General features: G+C 49.1%; 21 protein-coding genes and 1 other annotated feature. Of the genes, 13 read left to right on the top strand and 8 right to left on the bottom strand.

Annotation, left to right across the window (positions count from 1 at the left end; translation table 11 throughout):
• Positions 1 to 384: a hotdog fold thioesterase gene (locus CEG13_RS17585; protein WP_100013203.1), complete on the bottom strand. Its 384-nt coding sequence runs from the start codon at positions 382 to 384 to the stop codon at positions 1 to 3.
• Between the two features lie 21 nt (positions 385 to 405).
• Positions 406 to 1341 (bottom strand): 1,4-dihydroxy-2-naphthoate polyprenyltransferase, encoded by a 936-nt coding sequence (locus tag CEG13_RS17580; protein ID WP_100013202.1) that lies wholly within the window; start codon positions 1339 to 1341, stop codon positions 406 to 408.
• Positions 1342 to 1535: 194 nt separating this feature from the next.
• Here CEG13_RS17580 and CEG13_RS17575 point away from each other — a divergent pair, with 194 nt between their 5' ends.
• The 5 genes from CEG13_RS17575 to CEG13_RS17555 all read left to right on the top strand — a co-directional run bounded on the left by CEG13_RS17575 (position 1536) and on the right by CEG13_RS17555 (position 7880).
• Entirely contained in the window at positions 1536 to 2927 is a 1392-nt protein-coding gene (locus tag CEG13_RS17575) for an isochorismate synthase (protein ID WP_100013201.1), read from the top strand.
• Positions 2924 to 4651 carry a 2-succinyl-5-enolpyruvyl-6-hydroxy-3-cyclohexene-1-carboxylic-acid synthase gene (gene menD, locus CEG13_RS17570; protein WP_100013200.1) on the top strand — a complete coding sequence of 576 codons (1728 nt, stop codon included), beginning with the start codon at positions 2924 to 2926 and terminating at the stop codon, positions 4649 to 4651. Before CEG13_RS17575 ends, menD begins: the two co-directional genes overlap by 4 nt.
• Positions 4652 to 4653: 2 nt before the next feature.
• Entirely contained in the window at positions 4654 to 5454 is an 801-nt protein-coding gene (gene menH / locus CEG13_RS17565) for a 2-succinyl-6-hydroxy-2,4-cyclohexadiene-1-carboxylate synthase (RefSeq protein ID WP_100013199.1), read from the top strand.
• A 38-nt stretch (positions 5455 to 5492) separates the two neighbouring features.
• On the top strand, positions 5493 to 6311 hold the full coding sequence (gene menB / locus CEG13_RS17560) for a 1,4-dihydroxy-2-naphthoyl-CoA synthase (RefSeq protein ID WP_100013198.1): 819 nt from the start codon (positions 5493 to 5495) through the stop codon (positions 6309 to 6311).
• 114 nt (positions 6312 to 6425) lie between these two features.
• Positions 6426 to 7880 carry an o-succinylbenzoate--CoA ligase gene (locus tag CEG13_RS17555; RefSeq protein ID WP_100013197.1) on the top strand — a complete coding sequence of 485 codons (1455 nt, stop codon included), beginning with the start codon at positions 6426 to 6428 and terminating at the stop codon, positions 7878 to 7880.
• Between the two features lie 280 nt (positions 7881 to 8160).
• Here the strand turns inward: CEG13_RS17555 and CEG13_RS17550 are convergent, their stop codons facing one another.
• From CEG13_RS17550 to CEG13_RS17540, 3 genes are read right to left on the bottom strand one after another with little or no spacing between them, the layout of a single operon-like run.
• The gene (locus tag CEG13_RS17550) at positions 8161 to 9177 is read right to left on the bottom strand and encodes an NAD(P)/FAD-dependent oxidoreductase (RefSeq protein WP_100013196.1); all 1017 of its coding nucleotides are present in this window, start codon (positions 9175 to 9177) and stop codon (positions 8161 to 8163) included.
• A gap of 18 nt (positions 9178 to 9195) precedes the next feature.
• A complete protein-coding gene (locus CEG13_RS17545) occupies positions 9196 to 10218 on the bottom strand; it encodes a FecCD family ABC transporter permease (protein ID WP_100013195.1) in 1023 nt (340 codons plus the stop codon).
• Positions 10218 to 11231: a FecCD family ABC transporter permease gene (locus CEG13_RS17540; RefSeq protein WP_100013194.1), complete on the bottom strand. Its 1014-nt coding sequence runs from the start codon at positions 11229 to 11231 to the stop codon at positions 10218 to 10220. Before CEG13_RS17540 ends, CEG13_RS17545 begins: the two co-directional genes overlap by 1 nt.
• A 123-nt stretch (positions 11232 to 11354) precedes the next feature.
• Between CEG13_RS17540 and CEG13_RS17535 the strand changes: the two genes are divergently transcribed.
• The 5 genes from CEG13_RS17535 to ytkD all read left to right on the top strand — a co-directional run bounded on the left by CEG13_RS17535 (position 11355) and on the right by ytkD (position 15531).
• Positions 11355 to 12326, top strand: a complete 972-nt coding sequence (locus CEG13_RS17535) for an iron-hydroxamate ABC transporter substrate-binding protein (protein WP_100013193.1) — start codon at positions 11355 to 11357, stop codon at positions 12324 to 12326.
• Positions 12327 to 12999: 673 nt separating this feature from the next.
• Positions 13000 to 13827 carry an ABC transporter ATP-binding protein gene (locus CEG13_RS17530; RefSeq protein ID WP_100013192.1) on the top strand — a complete coding sequence of 276 codons (828 nt, stop codon included), beginning with the start codon at positions 13000 to 13002 and terminating at the stop codon, positions 13825 to 13827.
• Between the two features lie 284 nt (positions 13828 to 14111).
• On the top strand, positions 14112 to 14420 hold the full coding sequence (locus tag CEG13_RS17525; RefSeq protein ID WP_100013191.1) for a hydrolase: 309 nt from the start codon (positions 14112 to 14114) through the stop codon (positions 14418 to 14420).
• 90 nt (positions 14421 to 14510) lie between these two features.
• Positions 14511 to 15032 (top strand): hypothetical protein, encoded by a 522-nt coding sequence (locus CEG13_RS17520; protein ID WP_100013190.1) that lies wholly within the window; start codon positions 14511 to 14513, stop codon positions 15030 to 15032.
• Between the two features lie 25 nt (positions 15033 to 15057).
• Entirely contained in the window at positions 15058 to 15531 is a 474-nt protein-coding gene (gene ytkD, locus CEG13_RS17515) for an RNA deprotection pyrophosphohydrolase (RefSeq protein ID WP_100013189.1), read from the top strand.
• Positions 15532 to 15565: 34 nt separating this feature from the next.
• On the opposite strand, the gene CEG13_RS17510 is transcribed toward ytkD, so the two are convergent.
• On the bottom strand, positions 15566 to 16087 hold the full coding sequence (locus tag CEG13_RS17510) for a gamma carbonic anhydrase (RefSeq protein WP_100013188.1): 522 nt from the start codon (positions 16085 to 16087) through the stop codon (positions 15566 to 15568).
• A gap of 76 nt (positions 16088 to 16163) precedes the next feature.
• Between CEG13_RS17510 and CEG13_RS17505 the strand changes: the two genes are divergently transcribed.
• Positions 16164 to 17228 (top strand): tetraprenyl-beta-curcumene synthase family protein, encoded by a 1065-nt coding sequence (locus CEG13_RS17505; RefSeq protein WP_239984703.1) that lies wholly within the window; start codon positions 16164 to 16166, stop codon positions 17226 to 17228.
• A gap of 12 nt (positions 17229 to 17240) precedes the next feature.
• Here the strand turns inward: CEG13_RS17505 and mnmM are convergent, their stop codons facing one another.
• On the bottom strand, positions 17241 to 17801 hold the full coding sequence (gene mnmM, locus CEG13_RS17500; protein WP_100013186.1) for a tRNA 5-(aminomethyl)-2-thiouridylate-methyltransferase MnmM: 561 nt from the start codon (positions 17799 to 17801) through the stop codon (positions 17241 to 17243).
• A 102-nt stretch (positions 17802 to 17903) separates the two neighbouring features.
• Positions 17904 to 18127 (top strand) — a binding site (T-box leader).
• Between the two features lie 481 nt (positions 18128 to 18608).
• Here mnmM and leuS point away from each other — a divergent pair.
• Entirely contained in the window at positions 18609 to 21023 is a 2415-nt protein-coding gene (gene leuS, locus CEG13_RS17495) for a leucine--tRNA ligase (RefSeq protein WP_100013185.1), read from the top strand.
• Between the two features lie 53 nt (positions 21024 to 21076).
• Here leuS and CEG13_RS17490 read toward each other — a convergent pair whose 3' ends face one another.
• Positions 21077 to 21841, bottom strand: coding sequence for a hypothetical protein (locus CEG13_RS17490; protein WP_100013184.1), 765 nt, complete (start codon positions 21839 to 21841; stop codon positions 21077 to 21079).
• Positions 21842 to 21947: 106 nt separating this feature from the next.
• On the opposite strand from CEG13_RS17490, the gene CEG13_RS17485 reads away from it, so the two are divergent.
• Positions 21948 to 22256 carry a rhodanese-like domain-containing protein gene (locus CEG13_RS17485; RefSeq protein ID WP_100013183.1) on the top strand — a complete coding sequence of 103 codons (309 nt, stop codon included), beginning with the start codon at positions 21948 to 21950 and terminating at the stop codon, positions 22254 to 22256.
• The last annotated feature ends 542 nt before the right edge of the window (positions 22257 to 22798 follow it).

Here is a 22798-nt window from a genome sequence, read left to right as displayed (position 1 = left end):
CTATTTATCCTTCCTCGTCACAACGCCAATGGTACATCTGGAGATGCAGATCAGATTTTCCGCTTCATCCACGATCTTGATTTCCCATACCATCGTTGTTCTCCCAACATGGAGCGGTACTCCCCGGGCTGTAACTATACCGGAGCGTTTGCTCTTCATATGGTTGGCATTGATTTCTATTCCGAAAACACTCTGTTTACTTGTATCCACATGCTGGGCGGCGCCAACACTCGCTGCTGTTTCTGCCAGTGCCACACTCGCACCGCCATGCAGAAAACCGAATGGCTGATGGGTGCGCTTATCCACTGGCATCGTGAGGATGACCTCACTTTTATCCAGTGACTGTACTTCGATTCCAAGTGCTTCCATTAAGGTGTTTTCCATTATTACCGACCCCCTGCACGTCTAAAACAGCCCGCTAATTAAAAGTGACAGTCCCAGCAGCATGCCGTAGATTGTGTTTGTTTTCCCGGTTGCTGCCATTGCCGGCATCATTTCAAGCGGGGAGGTTTTGCCGCGGAATTTTCGAATCACTTCTGCTGCCTTGCCTGCACTAAGAAAAACAATAATCGACCATAATGGCAAAACCCCTGTCACGATCAGGATAGCGGTGATAAGATAGGCACTGATGAAAAGACCGGCAAGAAAACGTACGGCATTCTTTTGGCCCAGTAAAATCGCGATCGTGTGCCGGCCGTTCTTTTTGTCGCCTTCCAGATCCCGGATATTGTTGGACATCATAATCCCACCAATGAAAATGGCGACCGGCAGTGAGATCAAGACCGCTTCAGAAGTCAGCGCACCGGTTTGGATGAAATAACTGATGCCGACAATCACCGTTCCCATAAAAAATCCGGAAAACAACTCACCGAATGGCGTGTAGGCAATCGGGTAAGGTCCTCCTGTATATAAATAGCCGAAAAGCATGCATACTAAACCAATCACGGCAATCCACCAGCTGGACTGCAGACAGATGTATACGCCGAGCAGCATGGCGATTCCGAAAAAACTGAGAGCCAGTCCGAGCACCGTTTTTGGCTGAATCCCATCCCGGACGATTGTGCCGCCAATGCCGACTGAATCCTCGGTGTCCAGGCCGCGGGTAAAGTCATAATACTCATTAAACATATTGGTGGCTGCTTGGATTAAAATGGAAGCCACGAGCATCGCCAAAAATAATAATGGCTGGATAGATCCTTCTGCAAATGCCAGCATGGAGCCGACAAACACGGGGACGAACGAAGCGGTTAATGTGTGCGGTCGCAACAGTCTCCACCAGACCTGAAATCCTTCTCTTTCATTTAATGCCTGTTTGACATTTACTTTATCTGCTGTTTGCATCGTAATTTCTCTCCCTGAAATAGTTCTCTACCCATTTATAGTAAGGAAATTGTTGAAGGGTGTCAATGGAGGGTGTTACCTGCTTAAAAGCCGCTATTCCCGGGGAAATATCTGCTTTTCTTGAGAAACGGCGAAAAAGAGAATAAAATAGACTATGGAAGTATGTGAACGTGTGTGGTAACGGAGGGAAACAGATGATTGAAACACAGCAAGCATCGATACAGGATTTAATAAATACAGCTATCTCCCATCTTGAGACGGAAGGGGATACGAAGCTGATCAGCTATACAAAAGAAATCACAGACATTGATCCGCTTACCTTTTTTCGGCAAGCGGAAACCCTTGGCCAGAACCGGATATTCTGGACAAGTACGGCGGATCATTTTTATATAACAGGGGTCGGCAATGCCTGGGAGATTACAGCAGAGCGCTCTCCATTTGCGGAGACAGAACGCGAGTGGAACCGGCTGATGGAAGATGCTCTCATCCATAACCCGTACAAGCTGCCGGGTACAGGTTTGAACGCGATGGGCGGGATGGATTTTGACCCGGAAAAAGAAAAAACCGCTCTGTGGAAAAATTTCCAGCCCAGCCAGTTTACGGTGCCGGCTTTTATGCTGACCAAACGGGGACACAGCTGTTATTTGACCACAAATTTTCTTGTTAAATACGGTGACCATCCTTTTCAGTTGGCAAACCAGCTGGAGAAACGGGAACGCGAACTGTTTGCCAATAATCCAACCCCGGAAGAGAAAATGAGCATCGAGAAAAAAACAGAAATTGCACCGGACGCCTGGAAACAGCTGGTGAAGCAGACGACAGAAGATATTGCCAACAAGCAGGCGGGAAAAATCGTGCTTGCCCGGGAACTGCGTTTGAAATTCGACAAGAAGGCTGACATTGCCGGTGTGCTGGATAAATTGCTGGCGACCCAGTCAAACAGCTTTATTTTTGCGTTTGAAAAAGGGGAGGACTGTTTTATCGGGGCAACACCAGAGCGTCTGGTGAAACTGGAGAGCCGTGAACTTTTGTCCACCTGTCTCGCCGGGACTGCGCCGAGAGGAAAAACAGTGGAAGAGGACGCAGCTATAGCCGATGAGCTGCTCCATGATGAAAAAAATCTGCAAGAGCACAAGTTTGTCGTGGAAATGATTAAGCAGGCAATGCTTGACTATTGTGAGGATGTGATGATCCCGGAAGAGCCGGTCATTTATCCGCTGAGGAACCTGCAGCATCTGTACACGCCAGTAACGGCAACGCTAAAAAGCTCATACAGTATTTTTGACGTGATCGGCAAATTGCATCCAACCCCCGCATTAGGTGGAGTGCCTCGCAAAGAGTCCATGGCTTATATCCGCAAGCATGAGCAGCTTGACAGAGGGTGGTACGGGGCGCCGATCGGCTGGCTGGACAGCAATGGCAACGGTGAGTTTGCGGTTGCGATCCGCTCCGGGCTAATCCAGGGGGACGAAGCGTCGTTATTTGCCGGCTGCGGGGTTGTCAAAGATTCGGACCCGGAAGCAGAATACGAGGAAACCAATATTAAATTTACGCCAATGCTGTCTGTGATGGGAGAAGGACGATGAGTCATACCGAGGCTTTAACACGCTATACCGCCAATTTTACCGATGAACTCGTGCAGAGTGGGGTGACCGATGCAGTAATTTCCCCAGGATCGAGATCCACTCCGATGGCTTTGATGATGACGGAACACCCCGATCTTAAAGAGTGGGTGATTCTTGATGAGCGTTCGGCCGCCTTTTTTGCGCTGGGACTGGCCAAAGCATCCAATCGTCCGGTTGCCTTGCTTTGCACATCCGGAACCGCGGCCGCCAATTATTTTCCTGCAATTGTCGAAGCCGCCCACAGCCGTGTGCCGCTGGTGGTACTGACAGCTGATCGGCCGCATGAGTTGCGTGATGTCGGTGCCCCGCAGGCGATCGATCAAATCAAGTTGTACGGTGATTATGTAAAATGGTTTCATGAAATGGCATTGCCTGAAAGCACACCGCAAATGCTGGAATATGCCAGAAGCAAAGCTGTCCGGGCAGTCTATATGGCTGGTGAGGGAAATCCTGGCCCGGTTCATGTGAATCTGCCATTCCGGGAACCGCTAAACCCGGATTTTTCGCTGCCTGATTTATGGAGCACTCCCGCAACATCCGGTTCGCGCCATCCTGTACTGGATGGTATGAAACAACTGCCTGACCGGGAGACGGAGCGACTTTTTCAACAGCTGCAAGGCAAGGAAAAAGGACTGATTGTCTGTGGGCCGCAGCCGGATGAGAAATTAGCGGATGCAATAACTCGATTCGCAGCCGTTTGGGGACTTCCGATTCTGGCTGATCCGCTTTCCCAGCTGCGGGGAGGCGGGCATGCAAAAGATCATATTATTGAAAGTTATGATGCAATACTAAGGAGTCAGGACATCCGAGGAAAACTCCAGCCGGATTTCATTATCCGTTTTGGTGCCATGCCTGTTTCCAAGCCGTACCTTTTCTATGTGAAAGAGCATCGTAGCATACCTCATTATGTGGTCGAGGCAGATACCGGCTTCCGGGAACCTACCGGCAGTGCGGTGTCCTATATTTTTGCCGACCCCGCGAGTTTGTGTGCGGGACTTTCTGATACTCCCGGAAAAGAGACAGGAGATTGGCTGCGCAGTTGGCAGGAAATGAACAAGATTGCTGTAGGTCATTTGCAAAAAGAGAACGAGCCTGCGCTGACGGAAGGGTCGGCAGTCCGGGAGATGCTTGAAGTGACCCCGGACGAAAGCACCGTGTATGTTGGCAACAGTATGGCAGTGCGTGATCTCGACAGCTTTTTCCTCACGTCGGATAAACATATTCCCGTGCTTGCCAACCGCGGAACCAACGGAATTGACGGGATGATTTCCAGCGGGCTTGGCGCAGCAGCAGCGGGGAAGCGGGTGATCCTGCTGCTGGGGGATTTATCTTTTTTCCATGATATGAATGGACTGCTTGCTGCCAAGCATTATCAGCTCCCAATCACGATTCTGTTGATTAATAATAATGGAGGCGGAATTTTTTCCTTCTTGCCGCATCTGCAGGGAAACCAGCATTTTGAGAAATTGTTCGGCACACCTGTTGATATCGAATTTAAACAGGCGGTGGAAATGTACGGCGGCACTCACACTTTGGCGAAAAACGCAGCAGAATTAAAGCAAGCGATGCAGGAAACAGCTGGTTTGTCCGTCATTGAAGTGCAGACCGACCGGGAAGAAAACGTCCGGTGGCATCGGGAAAAGTGGAAAGCGATTGAGCAGGACTTGCTTTCCATGGAGGTGTGAGGATGTACGTTTCGATTAATGACAGCATGTATTGGTATGAGGAATCGGGTGATGGAATTCCGCTTGTTATGTTGCACGGGTTTACCGGCAGCAGCAGGACATGGGAAGATTTCAGCAAAACACATGGGCAGGGCTTCCGGGTTATCACGGTTGATTTGCCGGGACATGGCAAAACTCAAACGCCCAATGGGCTCACCATGGAACAATGCTGTCGGGAATTAGGCGATCTATTTAAGGCATTAAATCTGGACCGTTTCCATCTCCTCGGCTATTCGATGGGCGGCAGAACGGCGCTGTCGTTTGCGATGATTTATCCGGGAGCGATTGAGTCACTCATTTTGGAAAGCGCCTCTCCGGGTCTGGACGATGAACAGGAACGGCTGGAGCGGCAGGAAAAGGATGAGAAACTTGCCCGGAAAATCGAACGTGAAGGTATACCAGCTTTCGTCGAGTACTGGGAATCCATTCCGCTATTTTCCACGCAAAAAGCCTTGTCTCAAGCGGTTAGGGAACAAGTGCGGGAGGAGCGGATGGCGCAGACAGAAGAGGGGCTTGCCGGTTCGCTCCGCGGGATGGGGACTGGAGCACAGCCTTCCTGGTGGGAGAGTCTCCCCGCGTTTGAAACCCCAGTGTTGCTGCTGGCAGGTGAGCTGGACAATAAATTTGCTCGGGTCAACCAGCAAATGGCTGCCCGCTTTCCCAATGCTGAGCTGCACACCGTCCAGGGAGCGGGACATGCAATTCACGTGGAAAAACCGCAAATGTTTGGTAAACTGGTAAGGGGGTTTATTATAAACGAGTAACTCCTACATACAGACGAAATTTACAAGGAGGCAAAGAAATGACAGTACAATGGGAAAAAGTTAGAGAATATGAAGAGATTATTTATGAAAAATATGATGGTGTTGCCAAGGTGACCATCAACCGCCCGGAAAAGCGCAATGCATTTACGCCACTCACTGTGAATGAAATGATTCATGCATTTACAGACGCGCGTGACGATTCTTCCATCGGCGTAATTATTTTAGCCGGTGAAGGGGAAAAAGCTTTTTGCTCCGGAGGCGACCAGTCCGTCCGCGGTCATGGCGGCTATGTCGGCACAGATGAGGTACCTCGCCTGAACGTGCTTGACCTGCAGCGGCTGATCCGCACGATTCCAAAACCGGTGGTCGCAATGGTATCCGGTTACGCAATTGGCGGCGGCCATGTACTGCATGTCGTCTGTGACCTGACGATTGCTGCAGACAATGCTATTTTTGGACAAACTGGACCAAAAGTGGGCAGCTTTGACGCTGGTTATGGTGCGACTTTACTGGCACGTATGGTCGGCCATAAGCGTGCCCGTGAAATCTGGTACCTCTGCCGGCAGTACAATGCGGAAGAGGCCTATGAAATGGGGCTGGTCAACACAGTCGTTCCTGTTGACAAATTGGAGGAAGAAACGCTCCAATGGTGTGAGGAAATGCTGGAAAAATCCCCAACAGCACTGCGCTTCCTGAAGGCATCGTTCAATGCGGATACTGATGGGCTTGCCGGTCTGCAGCAAATGGGCGGAGACGCGACCCTGCTGTATTACACAACCGATGAAGCAAAAGAAGGCCGAGACGCGTTTAAAGAAAAAAGGAAGCCGGACTTCAAGCAGTTCCCGCGTTTTCCTTAAAACCGGACAATACACACCCGAAAAACCTTTGCTTATTTCAGGCAAAGGTTTTTCTTAAGTACGGCGGCTAAAACCATGCCGCCACCTGAAATGAAATGAAAGGAAGTCAGGATAATGGCTGAAATGATACCGCACTGGTTATCCAAACAAGCCGATTTGGCACCGGAGCAGCCAGCAATAGAAACACCGGACGGCCGAACATGGACGTTTAAGGAATTGAAAAAAGAAAGTCAGCAGTTTGCCAGAAAACTTGCAGGACACGGCGTGAAGCAGGGAGACCATATCGGTATCCTGTCAGAAAATCAACCCGCCATGGTGACAACGATTCATGCGCTGAGCTACCTCGGGGCAACTGTTGTTTTGTTGAATACCAGATTGACTGCCGCAGAGTGGAGGTATCAGCTGGAAGACGCGGATGTGACATGTTTGCTGACATCGTCTCATTGGAGAGGGGCTGCCGTGGAAGGAGAATTGCCTTGCCATGTGCTGAGTTTTTCCGAAGTTGAGCAGACGACTGAGCAGCCAATCGCGTTACGGGAAGAGCTTGATTTGGATGAACCGTTTACCATTCTCTATACGTCAGGCACGACAGGTTTTCCCAAAGGTGTTGTCCATACTTACGGCAATCACTGGTGGAGCGCCATTTCATCGGCATTGAACCTGGGGCTGCATGCGGAGGACAAGTGGCTTTGTGCACTGCCGGTTTTTCACATCAGCGGTTTGTCGATTTTTATTAAAAGTGTGCTCTATGGAATGCCTGTTTTTCTGCTTGAAAAATTTGATGAAGACATGGCCCATGACGCGATTTTTACGCGAGGTGTGACGATGGCTTCCGTCGTTACGGTGACATTGAAGCGGCTGGTGGATCGGCCTGGGGCGGGAGAATTTCCGGAAAGTTTTCGCTGCATGCTGCTGGGCGGCGGACCGGCTCCGAGACCGCTGCTGGAGCAGACCAAGGAACGCAATATCCCAGTCTTCCAGTCATATGGCATGACCGAAACCTCTTCACAAATTGTCACCTTAAGTCCCAAGGATGCACTGCGCAAAATCGGTTCAGCAGGAAAACCGCTGATGCCGGCGCAGTTGAAAATTGTGGATCAGGATGAGCAACAGGTTGGCGAAATTTTTGTGAAAGGGCCGATGGTAACGAAGGGCTATTATAAAAATCAGCACGCCACAGAAAAATCCTTGCAGACCGGCTGGCTTGCTACCGGCGATTTGGGGCGCTTGGATGAGGAAGGATTTTTATATGTTGTGGATCGCCGCAAAGATCTGATCATTTCCGGCGGAGAAAACATCTATCCATCAGAAATCGAGAGTGTGCTGAGTGGCATGCCGCAAGTTAAAGATGTAGGCGTAGCCGGGGTAAAAGATGACACTTGGGGAAAAGTTCCTGCCGCGTTCGTGGTGAGGAGGGAAGCGGTGTCTGCGGAGGAAATTCTCGCCTTTGCTGAGTCCGGCCTGGCGAAATATAAATGGCCGAAATATATTCAGTTTGTTGAGGAACTGCCGCGAAATGCTTCGAATAAGCTGGTGCGGGCTGAGTTGCCGGAGTTGTTAGAGAGATAAATAGCTGGTGGATTGGGCAGCAGGTGCGGGTGCGCAGATTTGGCTGAGACAAATCGAGCGACCCGCACGCCAAATCGAGCGACCCGCACGCCAAATCGAGCGACCCGCACGTCAAATCGAGCGACCCGCACGTCAAATCGAGCGACCCGCACGTCAAATCGAGCGACCCGCACGTCAAATCGAGCGACCCGCACGCCAAATCGAGCGAGTCACAACCCGATCCAATAATCGAGCCTACACCAAAAAAAGGACCGCTCAGCCATACCCGAGCGGTCCTTTCCTATTCATACTTCTCCGTCAACGGCGCATAGTTAGTCGAATAAATGGTTTCCAATTCGTCTTTAGGCGATATGTGCAATTTGGCATGATTAACAGCAATCGGGCCTTCATTAAATCCGCCGGCGATCAGCTGGAGTTTGCCAGAATAAGAAGCAATGTCTCCGACGGCAAAGATGCCGGGAATGGACGTATGCATGGACTCATCGACTTGAATTGAGCCCTGTTTCATCGTCAGTCCCCAGCCGGCGATGGATCCAAGGTCAATTTGGAAACCGTGGTTCACGATCACTGCGTCAACCGGAATCTGATGGATGGATCCGTCCTCCACCTGGCGAATAAAGGCGCTGGCAATCCGGCCGTCTTTTCCTTCCAGCTCTGTCAGTTCATATGGGTTGAACACATCCACAGAGGAATTCATCATCCGTGTGACATTGCTTTCAAAACCGGTAAAAGCGGACTTGCGGTACACCAGGCTCACCTTTGCCGCAATGGGTTCCAGTTCATTGGCCCAGTCGACCGCGGAATTTCCCCCGCCGGAGATTAGCACATGCTTATCCCGGTAGCTTTCCAGCTTGCGGATGGAATAATGCAGGTTGCTGTCCTCAAACAGCTCGGCCCCCGGGATGGTGAGTTTAACCGATTTTAACGTCCCATAGCCAGTTGCCAGCACTACTGTCTTTGTATGATGCCTGGCCCCACTTTTGCTTGTCAGCAAAAACGTGCCATCCTCCAATTTTTCCATTTCCGTGACTTGCTCGCCAAGCACAATTTCCGGATCAAAGGTTTTTGCCTGTTCGATCAGGTTCTCGGTGAATTTCTCTCCGGAAACATGGGGAATTCCGCCGACATCGCGGATGATTTTTTCCGGATAAAAATAGGGCACTTTTCCGCCCAGAAATGGCAGGAATTCAATGATCTTTGTTTTCATTTCCCGCATGCCGCTATAAAAGGCAGTGAACAAGCCGACAGGTCCTCCGCCGATAATCGTTATATCATACAGTTCCAGTTGTTTTTCCATGAAAATTCCTCCAAACTGTTATTTCGCTTTCATCAATAAATAGATAAAGTAAGGTGCGCTTAAAATGGATACGACAATACCGACCGGGATTTGCGCCGGTGCCAGCAAATTTTTTCCAATCATATCGGCGACCATAAGAAGCAATGCCCCGAGCAGTGCGGAAATCGGGATGATATAATGATGTGCCGGCCCGATCAGTTTGCGGGCAATATGCGGTACGACCAATCCCAAAAAGGCAATCGCTCCACCTGCCGCGACAGCCGCTCCCGCTAATGCAACGGCAATCACCAGCAGATAGCGCCGCTCTTTTTCCACACTGGAACCGAGCCCAGATGCAACTTCATCCCCGAGTGTCAGCACATTCATGACAGTTGCCTTCTGCAATGCCAACGGGATGAGCAAGAGCATCCAAGGCAGCAGCGCGAGCACGAAACTCCAGTTGGCGTTCCAGATGTCACCGGACAGCCATACAGTTACTTGCCGGAAATCCTGCGGGTCCATTTTCAGCTGAAAAATCATTAATAAGGCGCTGAATCCGGCATTTACGCCAATTCCGACAAGCACGAGGCGAATCGGGTTGACTCCTTTTTTCCAGGCAAGCAGGTAAACAAGCAGTGCTGCTCCCATTGCACCAACAAGGGCAAAGAACGGCATGGCAAAGATAGAAAGCGTGCTGTTCAACCCCAGGCCATTTTGGAAAAAGAAAATGAACAGTACGACTGCAAATCCTGCGCCTGTATTGATTCCCAGAATGCCAGGTTCAGCCAGTTCGTTCTGCGTAACCCCCTGCAGGATAACTCCGGAGACGGCGAGCCCTGTACCAATTAACAGAGCAAGCACGATACCGGGCAGACGGAAATCAAACAGCACCAACTCTTGCTGGTCCGTGCCATTTCCTAACAGCGTCTGTATAACTTCCCCTGGTGAGATGGGGATGACCCCTATACTCAAACTGACAAAAAACATCACGATAATCAGAACAAACAGCAATCCGATGATCAGGGAGAACCGTTTTCTTTTCTGCTGATCAAATGTGTTCATTATTTTCCACCTCCACTGCCGCGTGCCAGATAAAGGAAAAATGGCACGCCAATGAGAGAAGTGATCGCTCCCACTGGTGTTTCAAATGGCGCATTAACCAGTCGTGCCGTGACATCAGCAAGCACTAAGAGCAGCGCCCCGAAAATAGCGGAAGAGGGAATGATCCAACGATAGTCGGTTCCCATAATAAACCGGGTGATATGCGGCACAATAAGACCGACGAACCCAACCGTTCCGGCAATCGACACGGCTGTCCCTGTCAGAACGAGGGCCGCAATAATGCCAAGGATTTTAATTGCTAAATTATTTTGCCCAAGCCCTGTGGCAATATCTTCACCAAGACTGAGAATGGTCACCGATTTGGAAATCGCCAGGGCAATCAAGAGACCAACAACCCCAGCAAAAGTGAGCATCTGCACATTTGCCCAGGTTACGCCGCTGAGACTGCCGGCCAGCCAGAAGCCCATTTCCTTTTCCACTTGAAAATGCAGCGAAATAGTCGATGAAACCGACCGCAGCAACGTGCCGATTGCTACACCGGCAAGTGCCAGCTTGACAGGGGTCAATCCGCCGGTGGAGAAAGAGCCTACCATAAACACTAAGACAACAGCGACTCCGGCCCCTGCCAGGGAGGCAAAGGTCATTCCGGTGTTGGACAGCGCCGGGAAAAATACCAGCGTGACCACCATGGCAAACGCCGCCCCGTCAGTGACCCCCATAATCGAAGGGGAAGCGAGCGGGTTGCGTGTCATTCCTTGCATGAGCGCGCCAGCAACAGCCAGAAACGCTCCGACCAGTGCCGCGGCGAATGCACGCGGCAGCCGCAGTTCCTGAATGATTTGATGGGTGGTCAATTCCGGATTGAACTGGGTCACCGCCTGCCAGACCGTCGCAAATGAAATATCGGTTGCCCCGAAAGACACGGAAAGAGCGATCGCCAGCCCCAGCGCAGCAATCGCCACAAGATTGATAAGGCTTTTTAAAATGGGTGAATGATTAATGACTGATAGCATGATTTTCCCCTGTTCTTGTATGTAAAAATAGAGATGCCTGTTAAAGTATATTGACTTTTCAATTGAAAATGATTATCATTACCATTAGTAGCGTTGTAATTATAACATAAAGGAGCCTTACATATGAATGCAAACTTAAGAAATCGTCTGCTTTATTTCTTGATTCCTTTAACACTGCTGTTACTCTTGGCAGCATGCGGCGGCAATAACGATTCCCAGGAGGAAACAGAGCAGGATAATAATACCGAAGAAACAGGCAGCTCAGAAATTACCATGGAATCCGAAATGGGGGAGGTAACGATCTCTGCCGATCCGGAGCGCGTGCTCGCCCCGTATAATGAAGACACACTGTTGGCGCTTGGAGTGCAGCCTGTCGCCAAATGGGCAATCGGAGAAAGCGTGCAAACGTACTTGGAAGACGAGTTGTCCGAAGTTCCAAGCATTGAATGGACACTTCCATTGGAACAGGTCCTGAGTCACGAACCGGATCTGATTATCCTGGAAAACAATATGGAAAACTATGAAGGAACCTACGAAGATTATAACAGCATTGCCCCTACCTATGTGATGTCAGAGGAAATGACCAGCGATTGGCGGATGCAATTGGAGACATTTGGGGAAATGCTCGGTAAAGAGGAAGAAGCTGAAGCTGCTTTAAATGACTATGAACAAAAGGTGGCCGATGCTTCAGAAACAATCAATCAAGCGATTGGTGATGAGACAGTTGCTGCCATTTGGGCCACCGGCGATCAGTTCTTCCTGTTTGAACAGGACCGCCACAGTGCAGAGGTGCTTTACTCTGAATTGGGAATAAACGTGCCGGCATATGTAGAGGATCTGGGCGAAGCGGGAACTACCTGGAATCCAATCTCGATCGAAGCGCTGTCCGAACTTGATGCAGATCATGTTTTCCTGCTGGCAGAAGAAGGAGTACCGGCAGTGGAAACACTGGAAAACAGCTCTGTCTGGCAAAGCACACCCGCCGCTGAAAACAGCAATGTTTACCGGGTGGAAGATCCGAGCAACTGGACAAATAAAGGCCTGATTGCTTCGGAGCAAACGATTAATGATGTGCTTGAGGCACTAGCCAATTAAGAAAAAGCTGTCCCTTGGGGGATGGCTTTTTCCTTTGGCTCTATTTGTTGCTTATTTTCGCGGTGGATTGAAAATGCGACATAAGTTACCGCACGCCGTTTCGGGAATATCTCCAACATGAGCTCTTGTTGATTTCCGCTCCGGGCAGCCGCTTTCCGCGGGCACGGCTTCAGCCTCCTCGGAAGAAAACCACTTCCTGCGGGGTCTTCAGACTCGTGCTTTTCCCGCAGGAGTCGGCTGCCCTCCGCTCCAATCAACTATCTACAGAGTGTTAGCTGTTGTTTTGTAATTACACTGGTGGAAGTTACAAAGCACACCCCCAGCGGAGGAAATACCCCGAGACTCCTGCGGGAGGAAAAGCATAGGCGAGACCCCGCAGTGCGCCAGCACAAGGGGGCTCGGCAGCTTCCCGCGGAAAGCGAGGGGTATTTCCGTAGCGGCAGGGTAATTTACGCAGTAGATTAAAGATATTATGATAAACAACCACCTTTGAGAAAGCATCCTTTCTTTTGTAGATGGATTTCTTTCCTAAACCAAGCCAAATGAAAATGATTATCATTGACAATAAGCCGGGATGCGATTACAATAAAGGTACAAATTTAAATTCGGAAAATACACACCTGTACATAGAAAATATGTATGGTTCGTATGCTGATGTAGGGGAGAGATTCCAATGCATTCATTAACAGCGAATGAATTGACGCTTGGCTATGGGGATCAGGTAATCATTGAGGATTTGGATATAGAAATTCCTAAAGGGGAAATCACCGTTCTGATCGGAGCAAACGGCTGCGGCAAGTCTACTTTGCTTCGTTCGCTCGCACGGCTCTTGAAGCCTAAAGGCGGCGATGTAGTGCTTGACGGGGAAGCAATTGCAAAAATGGGCACAAAGGAAGTTGCCAAAAAGATGTCCATCCTCCCGCAAAGTCCGGCAACTCCGGAAGGCCTCACTGTTCATGAACTCGTCAAACAGGGCAGACATCCTTACCGCGGGTTTTTAAAGCAATGGTCCAAGGAGGATGAGGATGCGGTAAACGTAGCGCTAGCCTCCACGAATATGGAGGAGTTCAGGGATCGCTCAGTTGACTCTTTGTCTGGCGGGCAGCGGCAGCGGGCTTGGATCGCGATGACGCTTGCCCAAGAGACGGACATTATTTTACTGGATGAGCCGACAACCTATCTGGATATGACACATCAGATAGACGTACTTGATCTGTTATTCGAGTTAAATGAGAAGGACGGGCGCACGATCGTCATGGTGCTGCATGATATAAATTTGGCCTGCCGCTATGCGCATCACATTGTTGCCATCAAGGATAAAGATGTTTTTCAACAGGGAAGACCGGAAGAAATTGTTTCCTGTGATTTGATGCACAACGTTTTTCAAATGAAATGCGATGTTACCTTTGACCCGCGGCTGGGAACGCCGATGTGCATCCCCCATGGCAAAGGACGATGTATCTTTAACAATCAGAACATAAAAGCTGCGGCAACCCAATAATTAATGAATTAATCGACCCATCAATTAATTGGTGGGTCTTTTCAATCTGTTTATTGATTTCCGAGGGCTCAGGTCTAGACTCATGCTTTCCCGCAGGAGTCGGCTGTCCTCCGCTCCAATTAACTATCAGCAGAATGGTTAGTTGTTGTTTAAATTACAAAGCACAACACCCAGCGAAGGGTATTTCCGCAGCGGCAGGCTAAAGCCCAAACATTTTCATGTGAAGCATTTCCTCATACATGAAACCTCACTTTTTAGGAAAAATGAAAAGTAGGAGGTGCTTTATGGAAAAGAAAACGTACTATGTTAATATTGCTGCAGGGGAAATTTCCCAGATTCCTTATGATAATAATGATGAATTTATCATTCAGGCGACCCAGGAGGAAGTCAGCATGCTGCGGGCTCATCTGAATAATATGCATGATGCCAGTGTGGATGCGTTCTGGCGGGCACACGTGCCGATTAAGCCCTATCATGAGGACCAGCCGAACGATGATTATGACAGCAACATGGTCAAGGTTTATCAGATGCTCCATGACTGGGGAGATGAAGCAGCGAGAACACATATTGAGTCGATTGGTATATTAAAGTAAGCATGGAGTGCGTATTTGTTGTTTAATTTCCCGCATATAAAGGAATAGTATCCTTGACAAAACATCGTGAGAGATACAGGGGGAAGTTCTATGAGCAACTATACCAGGAAGTCACTGAGATGGGTCCTCAGTTCCGGAATAATTTTATTTTTATTTAGCGGGTTGGTCGCAGATAACAGTTTTCAGGAACGGCAGGTGAGTGCTGCCTCTCAGGTGAGCGAGACCGGGGAAATGATAACGGATGAGGAAATCCGCTCATTGACGGAACAGTTTATGGATATACTGGTTCAGGAAGCAGACACAGATTATAAAGTAGCGAACTACCAGACAACTCAAGGATTGCTGCAGGCATTTTCCGAAGTGGCATCCAGGGACCTGGCAGCACCATATATCGATTTCTTTTACGAGCAGAAAGAGGATGGGCTGTATATCCTGCCAACAGAATTGCCGCCATGGTTCATCCAGGATAACTCCTATGAAACGGAGCAGGTGGACGCCGGGAAGGTAAAAGTATCGCAAACGAATGAGACAATCATGTATGGAGCGTACAGAATAGAACTGGAATTCACCAAGAGGGATTCCTGGAAAATTACCGATATTAACGTGTCGTAATTGATGAATGAGGGCAGCTGAGAACATGTACAGATTTCGAGATTACTATAATAACCAAGTGAAATTATCGTTTGAGAATCACCCGTTTTCCGGCTCTCCCAAACATGTTTGGGTCGTGTGCCGACATAAGGATGTATGGCTTTTGACCAAACACAGGGGGAGAGGATTTGAGTTTCCCGGGGGAAAAGTGGAGCCTGGAGAAACGGCAGAAGAGGCGGCAGTCCGTGAAGTTAAGGAAGAAACAGGCGGAGAGGTGACAAGCCTTGAGTATATCGGCCAGTATCATGTGACCGGAAAACATGAAACAGTCATCAAAAATGTCTATTTCGCCGAAGTGGGCAAGCTGCAGGAACAAAAGACGTATTATGAGACAGATGGCCCCATGCTGCTTGAGACTATCCCGCATGATGTGAAGCACAACAGCACGTACAGCTTTATCATGAAGGATGGCGTCCTGGATTATTGTTTGGAATATATAAAAAATCGCCTCGTGCTGTGAGGCGATTTTTTTGGCAGGTGTGACAGACAAGCACCTACAACTCCGTATGCTCCTTATAGTACTGGCCTTTCTCCACATAGGACCTGCGCACCCGCTCCATTTCCGCGTAATCGGCTTCGGTTAGTGTGCGGACAACTTTGGCAGGCCTGCCCATTACCACGGAGTCAGGCGGGATCTTTTTCCCGGGAGGTACGAGACTTCCGGCACCGACAAAAGCATTTTCCCCGATTTCGGCACCATCAAGAATGATGGAACCCATGCCGATAAGGGCGTTCTTTCGGATGGTCGCTGCGTGCAGGGTCACCTGGTGTCCAATTGTTACATCATCCTCAATTACCAGCGGCGTGTCAGGACTTTGATGCAACATGGACAAATCCTGAATATTGACCCGCTTGCCGATCCTGGTTGGGGCAACATCGCCGCGGATGACTGTCTTAAACCAGACACTGGACTTCTCTCCAATTGTGACATCCCCGATGACAAGTGCGTCGTTTGCGATAAAAGCTGTTTCATGAATTTGCGGGTGGATTTGTTTATAATGTGATAGCTGTTTCATTTAATTTGAATCCTCCTCGGAATTGTGGTCTCATAATTAATACAAGGATTAGCGTTTCGGAAATGGAGGAAGCGGATTGCCAGCACACATACCAACAAGAGCCATACCTCTGATGACTACAGTCTACCGGAAAATCTTCCCTGCGGTAAAGAAAGAGCTGCAGAATTGGGAAAAAAGAGCCCGGCAAATACCGGATAAAGAACTGCGTAAACAGGCTTGCGTGAGCATTCAGACGAAACGGTTTCATTGTCAGGGCGGCGCGGTCTATGCTTTGCTTGCCGGCAGACGCTTTCAGGAAGCGATCCGGTTTATTGTTGCCTATCAGACGATCAGTGACTATCTGGATAATTTATGCGACCGCAGCACTTCGATGGATTCGGCTGATTTCCGCCTGTTGCATGAGGCGATGCGTGATGCCTTGTCGCCGGGGAACGGTACGGGAAATTACTATGCAAAGCGGCGTGAGCAAGAGGACGGGGGTTATTTGGCTGAGCTTGTGCAGACTTGTCAGGGGGTGCTCGCCGGACTGGGTGATTACCACAAGATATATCCCTATGCCGAAAAGCTGGGTTCCCTGTATCGTGATTTGCAAGTACATAAACATGTCGCGCAGCCTGAGCGCATTCCCCGGTTAACAGACTGGTTTTATGCGGAGCGGAAGGAGCAGGACGGGCTTGCCTGGTATGAATTTTCGGCAGCTGCGGGCTCCACGCTGGGGATCTTTTGCCTTGTTTCTTACGGGCTTGCGGAGAACATGACGGAAACAAGAGCTGCTGCTGTTACCCGCGGGTATTTCCCATATCTGCAAGCACTGCATATTTTGCTTGATTATTATATCGATCAGGAAGAGGACCTGGAGGAAGCGGACTTGAATTTCTGCAGTTATTATCCGAGTAGCTGGAAGATGAAACAGCGGCTGCTTGAGGTGATCGAACAGGCTGTCCGGAGGCTGGACCAGCTGCCGGACCGGGAGTTTCATCAGTTCGTTATCCAGGGGCTGGTGGGATTATATTTGGGGGAGCCAAAAGCAAAAGAAATCACAGGGAGCAAAGAAATCACAAGGGAGCTGATCAGGAAAAGCGGGAGTACGGCAGGATTTTTTTTCTTGAACACGAAGCTTTATTACGTATTGAAAAGATAACATGGGGACACGTTATCTTTTCTCGATGGCCAGCAGAAATGGCGGGTCATTTTTCTGATTGATAAATCCATAGCTTAGTACGTGGAATTTTTGCTGATCCAGACTGTTGAGATAATCGAGTACCGCCTGTTTCTCCTGTTTGCCGCCGGGGTGGCCGTGATAGACGACAAGCACGATGAGTCCCTTTGGCTTCAGCAGCGGGAGCATATTACGGATGGCAGCGACCGTTGAATCACCTTTCGTAACAACCGATTTATCACTCCGAGGCAGGTAGCCGAGGTTGAAAACCGCGCCGCCAATTTGCTCATCGTGAGGCAGGTAAGCAGCAAGATTGGCATGACTGTCGTGGACGAAGCTGACATGATGGACATCGTTTGCTGTCATTAACTCCCGTGCTCGTTCAATCGCTTTTTCCTGAATGTCAAACGCCCACACCTGGCCGGTTTCCCCGGTCAATTTGCTCAGAAACAGCGTGTCCTGGCCATTTCCGCAAGTGGCATCGATGAGGGTTTCCCCGGGTGCTACAGTTTTTTCTATCAGTTCATGAGCATAGGACAGGACAGTTTTTAGCATAATGATCGATATCTCCTTGGGCTTTTCTCCCATATTACCACACGTAAAAGGGAATTGCCTTGACAAAGCGCATCAGTTTGGTTACTATTCAATATACATAAGGTAACGACAATGCAAAGGATCAGTAATAAATGTGTTCAGGCTTAGAGAGGCAGTGGCTGGTGGAAACTGTCCCTGACATTTTATGAACTCGCCTTGAAGGTTGCAGGAGTGAAGTTTATCCGTAGTTTCTGCCGTTTTCCGCGTTAAGGAATACAAGTGAGCGCACATGTTGGCGTTAATTTGGGTGGTACCGCGGGTTCTGATACAGGCTGCTCGTCCCTTTTTTCAGGGGACGAGTGGCTTTTTTGTTAGGATGTTTTCGTTAGTTTTGTTGCTTATTTACTTAGGAGTTGATGGAAACTGCGGCAGAGTGCTCGTTGATTTCCGCTCCGGGCATCCGCTTTCCGCGGGCACGGCTCCAGCCTCCTCGGAAGAAGTTCACTTCCTGCGGGGTTTTCAGACTCGTGCTTTTCCCGCAGGAGTCGGATGCCCTGCGCTCCAATCAACCATCTACAGAGTGTAAGCTGTTGTTATTTTAACAAAGCACACCATTAGCGGAGGAAATACCCGGAGACTCCTGCGGGATGAAAAGCATAGGTGAGACCCCACAGCGCGACAGCGCGAGGAGGCTCACCAGCGCCCGCGGAAAGCGAAGGGTATTTCCGTAGCGGCAGGGTCAAGTTACGTCGCAGTCTATAGATATTGTGACAAAAACAACATTCTTTTAGAAAACAACCTTTGTTTAAGTGAAAAGGAGGAAGTCAGATGAGTTTTGATCACCAGCAAGTGGAAAAGAAATGGCAGACATACTGGCATAAGGAAAAAACTTTTAAAGCAAATACGGATTCGGAAAAAGAGAAAGTGTACGCACTGGATATGTTTCCGTACCCATCCGGCGCCGGACTGCATGTCGGGCATCCGGAGGGCTATACGGCCACTGATATTTTTTCCCGGATGAAGCGGATGCAGGGATATGAGGTGCTTCACCCGATGGGCTGGGATGCGTTCGGTCTGCCTGCAGAACAATATGCGATCGATACCGGGAATAGCCCGGAAGCATTTACGGAAACGAACATTGCCACCTTTAAACGGCAAATCCAGGAGCTTGGATTTTCTTATGACTGGGATCGTGAAATTAGCACGATGGATCCGAATTATTACAAATGGACCCAGTGGATTTTCACTAAGCTGTATGAACACGGGCTTGCCTATATGGATGAGGTGGCGGTGAACTGGTGCCCGGCGCTGGGAACCGTATTGGCAAATGAAGAAGTGATCGACGGCAAGAGTGAGCGCGGCGGCCATCCGGTTGTCCGCAAGCCAATGAAACAATGGATGCTGAAAATTACTGCCTATGCCGACAGACTGCTGAAAGACCTGGAAGAACTGGATTGGCCGGAAAGCATCAAAGACATGCAGCGGAACTGGATCGGCCGCTCGGAAGGGGCCGAGGTAACATTCGGCATGGATGGGCATGACGAAGAGTTTACCGTCTTTACTACCAGACCGGACACGCTTTTTGGCGCAACGTATGCCGTGTTTTCCCCGGAGCATCCGCTTGTGGAGCAAATCACCACGGAAGCGCAAAAACGGGCAGTAGAAGCGTACCAGCATGAGGTTGCGACCAAATCCGAGCTGGAACGAACCGATCTGGCAAAAAATAAAACCGGTGTATTCACTGGCGCCTATGCGATCAATCCCGTCAATCAGCAGAAAATCCCAATCTGGATCGCGGATTATGTTCTGATGAGCTACGGATCCGGTGCGATCATGGCAGTGCCGGCCCATGATGAACGCGATTATGAGTTTGCCGTGAAATTTGACCTGCCAATTGTTGAAGTCGTTGCCGGCGGGGATATTTCCAAGGAGGCTTATACCGGAGAGGGTGAGCATGTCAACTCCGAGTTTCTGAATGGCCTTGGCACCGCCGAAGCGATTTCTGGGATGATCGACCGGTTGGAGAGGGAAAGCAAAGGTGAGAAAAAGGTGACATATCGGCTGCGTGACTGGCTCTTCGCCAGACAGCGCTACTGGGGTGAGCCGATTCCAATCATTCATTGGGAAGACGGGAACACCACCACAGTTCCCGAGGAAGAATTGCCGCTAGAACTGCCGGAAATGACGGAGATTAAACCATCAGGAACCGGCGAATCCCCGCTGGCAAATAATCCGGATTGGGTGAATGTGACCGATCCGGAAACCGGCATGAAGGGCCGTCGCGAAACAAGCACGATGCCGCAATGGGCCGGCAGCTGCTGGTATTTCCTGCGTTTTGTCGATCCTGATAACACGGAGCAGCTGGCTGATCCGGAACTGCTAAAGAAATGGCTGCCTGTGGACATTTACATCGGCGGGGCCGAGCATGCCGTACTGCATCTCTTGTATGCACGCTTCTGGCATAAATTTTTATATGACATTGGTGTTGTGCCGACCAAGGAGCCGTTTATGAAATTGTTTAACCAGGGAATGATCCTCGGGGAAGGCAATGAAAAAATGAGCAAATCCAAGGGGAATGTGGTAAACCCGGATGATATTATTGCTTCTCACGGGGCAGATACGCTGAGACTGTATGAAATGTTTATGGGGCCGCTCGATGCCGCAGTTGCCTGGTCGACTAATGGACTGGACGGCGCCCGACGTTTCCTGGACCGCGTGTGGCGGTTGATTGTCACCGAAGATGGCGAGCTGTCAGGAAAGATCACCGAAGTGGAAAATGCTTCCCTTGAAAAGGTGTATCACGAAACGGTGAAAAAAGTCACCGAGGATTTCGAGAATCTGCATTTTAATACAGGCATTTCCCAGCTGATGGTATTTATTAATGAAGGATATAAAGCTGAACAGCTTCCAAAAAGCTATGTGGAAGGATTTGTAAAGCTGCTTTCCCCTGTCGCGCCGCATCTTGCGGAGGAACTGTGGGAGCGTCTCGGCCACCAGGGAACGATCAGTTATGAGCCCTGGCCTGGCTATGATGAGACGAAGCTGGTGGAAGATGAAGTGGAAATTGTCGTGCAGATCATGGGCAAAGTCCGAGCCAAGCTGCAGGTGCCGGCAGACATCACAAAAGATGAACTGGAGAAAGAAGCACTAGAGCATGAAAAAGTCCAGAGTCAGCTGGAAGGAAAGACAGTAAGAAAAGTCATTGTCGTTCCAGGAAAGCTGGTTAATATTGTAGCAAATTAAAAAGAAGGATCGTCCCCTTGTTCAGGAGGGCGATCCTTCTGCTTATGGGAAACTTACTCAGCAGGCGGCGCGGAAGGCACCCAATCCGTCTGCAAAATAATCCACTCATCATCTTCGTAATACCAGAGGGTCTCTATCGTGCCAAGCTGATCGGCGTGATAGGCGCCGCTGATCTGCCGGTAACTCTTTAAACCATACCCCTTGCTTTCACTGATGAGAACAGGCTCGAAAAACGCAATCGGGTCAACCATAACTTGGGTTCTTTCCAAGAGACGTCCTTCTTCATTATAGATGCCTAACCGGATATAATCCTCTTTCCGGTCTTCCACATTAAGCGAAATCGCTGGGTGATTCGGGAAGATATGAAGTTTCACTTGGAAATTTTCCTGAAACTCCCCCCTCACGTGCGGCTGTTCCGGAAGCGGTATTTTACTAAGGTTACCGCCTTTTAGTGTATGCAGCTGATAATTGTACAGGCCGCCGCTTCCGCCAGTGGCACTTTGATAAAGCAGATCATTTACATCATCATGTGTCACGTCAACAAATTGAATCTCCGGCTCATACCCGCCCCCATAAGAAATTTTCCATTCTTCTCCATGTGGACTGGAAATATCAACCCAAATATCACGATAATAATTGGTGTCCTCGGAGAACAAAACCCCCTTCAACTCAATGGTTTCTTTCTGGCCGTCACCGGTGACATCTTCTTCATAGGTTGTGATCAAGGCGGGTTTTGGTTCCGGACTCTCTTCCGCAATCGAAGAAGCCGGGCTGGATAAAACACTTAGCACGAGGAGGACTGCTGTTAGCACATTCATTGTCTCACTCCTTCTATTATAGATAGGTTTAGTTTGTATCGGATATTTGCAGCCTATTCCTAAAAAAAGTATCATGGAATGAGAATAAAAATAAGGGATGATATAAATGGCAGAAATAAAAGAAGTCACACCAAAAGAAGTAGAAAACCGGCTGGAGAAAGAAGAGGATATGGAAGTTATTGATGTAAGGGAAGATGAAGAAGTTGCTCAGGGAATGATTGAAAATGCACGGCACATTCCGCTAGGCGAATTGCCTGATGAGCTGGACAGCCTTGATAAAAAGAAAGATTACGTCATGGTCTGCCGCTCAGGAAGAAGAAGCATGAATGCCGCTCAATTAATGGATGAACAAGGCTTCAAAGTTTCCAATATGGCAGGGGGGATGCTGAAATGGGAAGGGGAAGTCATCAGCTGAGCAATTAAGCATTAAAAACAGTTGCCAGACCCCCCTTAGCCCGCAGCCAGGAAAATCATCTTGACTTTTCCTGGCTGCGGGGTTATTATAAATTTCGCGCTGTTAAACAGCATAGATTGCGAAGCCAAATCACATGTTGACAGCTGCTGAGAAACGTGATACAATGTTTGTCCACGGTGATGATAGACAGGAAATTGAGTGAAGAAAAAACGAAAAATCACTTATTGACAATCTGTTTTTCATTGTGGTATGATAATTAAGTCGCCATTTTGAGAGGCGGCAAAAAACATCCTGTTTTTCGGGTGAGGATATCCTTTTTGAGGTATTGATTCCGGATGGTGGATGTGATATACTAAGTAAGTTGCTGCAAAAAAGCAACCAGCAAGATTTGCTCTTTGAAAACTGAACAAAACAACCAGTATAAACGAAACAAGAGGAAGCCATCGGAAGCTTTTAGCAAACGATGGTTCCCCTGAAACAATTTTTGAAGCTAAGACCATCATCGGATGGAAAGGTGTCTATTCGATGCAAACTTTTATGGA

Source organism: Lentibacillus sediminis (assembly GCF_002763455.1).
Lineage (GTDB): Bacteria > Bacillota > Bacilli > Bacillales > Amphibacillaceae > Lentibacillus_D > Lentibacillus_D sediminis_A.
This window is presented reverse-complemented; position numbering and strand designations above follow the sequence as displayed.

What these genes read in the sequence shown, in the direction of transcription:
- CEG13_RS17585 (WP_100013203.1), bottom strand. Translation starts at nt 384, where the DNA reads ATGGAAAACACCTTAATGGAAGCACTTGGAATCGAAGTACAGTCACTG.
- CEG13_RS17580 (WP_100013202.1), bottom strand. Translation starts at nt 1,341, where the DNA reads ATGCAAACAGCAGATAAAGTAAATGTCAAACAGGCATTAAATGAAAGA.
- CEG13_RS17575 (WP_100013201.1), top strand. Translation starts at nt 1,536, where the DNA reads ATGATTGAAACACAGCAAGCATCGATACAGGATTTAATAAATACAGCT.
- menD (WP_100013200.1), top strand. Translation starts at nt 2,924, where the DNA reads ATGAGTCATACCGAGGCTTTAACACGCTATACCGCCAATTTTACCGAT.
- menH (WP_100013199.1), top strand. Translation starts at nt 4,654, where the DNA reads ATGTACGTTTCGATTAATGACAGCATGTATTGGTATGAGGAATCGGGT.
- menB (WP_100013198.1), top strand. Translation starts at nt 5,493, where the DNA reads ATGACAGTACAATGGGAAAAAGTTAGAGAATATGAAGAGATTATTTAT.
- CEG13_RS17555 (WP_100013197.1), top strand. Translation starts at nt 6,426, where the DNA reads ATGGCTGAAATGATACCGCACTGGTTATCCAAACAAGCCGATTTGGCA.
- CEG13_RS17550 (WP_100013196.1), bottom strand. Translation starts at nt 9,177, where the DNA reads ATGGAAAAACAACTGGAACTGTATGATATAACGATTATCGGCGGAGGA.
- CEG13_RS17545 (WP_100013195.1), bottom strand. Translation starts at nt 10,218, where the DNA reads ATGAACACATTTGATCAGCAGAAAAGAAAACGGTTCTCCCTGATCATC.
- CEG13_RS17540 (WP_100013194.1), bottom strand. Translation starts at nt 11,231, where the DNA reads ATGCTATCAGTCATTAATCATTCACCCATTTTAAAAAGCCTTATCAAT.
- CEG13_RS17535 (WP_100013193.1), top strand. Translation starts at nt 11,355, where the DNA reads ATGAATGCAAACTTAAGAAATCGTCTGCTTTATTTCTTGATTCCTTTA.
- CEG13_RS17530 (WP_100013192.1), top strand. Translation starts at nt 13,000, where the DNA reads ATGCATTCATTAACAGCGAATGAATTGACGCTTGGCTATGGGGATCAG.
- CEG13_RS17525 (WP_100013191.1), top strand. Translation starts at nt 14,112, where the DNA reads ATGGAAAAGAAAACGTACTATGTTAATATTGCTGCAGGGGAAATTTCC.
- CEG13_RS17520 (WP_100013190.1), top strand. Translation starts at nt 14,511, where the DNA reads ATGAGCAACTATACCAGGAAGTCACTGAGATGGGTCCTCAGTTCCGGA.
- ytkD (WP_100013189.1), top strand. Translation starts at nt 15,058, where the DNA reads ATGTACAGATTTCGAGATTACTATAATAACCAAGTGAAATTATCGTTT.
- CEG13_RS17510 (WP_100013188.1), bottom strand. Translation starts at nt 16,087, where the DNA reads ATGAAACAGCTATCACATTATAAACAAATCCACCCGCAAATTCATGAA.
- mnmM (WP_100013186.1), bottom strand. Translation starts at nt 17,801, where the DNA reads ATGCTAAAAACTGTCCTGTCCTATGCTCATGAACTGATAGAAAAAACT.
- leuS (WP_100013185.1), top strand. Translation starts at nt 18,609, where the DNA reads ATGAGTTTTGATCACCAGCAAGTGGAAAAGAAATGGCAGACATACTGG.
- CEG13_RS17490 (WP_100013184.1), bottom strand. Translation starts at nt 21,841, where the DNA reads ATGAATGTGCTAACAGCAGTCCTCCTCGTGCTAAGTGTTTTATCCAGC.
- CEG13_RS17485 (WP_100013183.1), top strand. Translation starts at nt 21,948, where the DNA reads ATGGCAGAAATAAAAGAAGTCACACCAAAAGAAGTAGAAAACCGGCTG.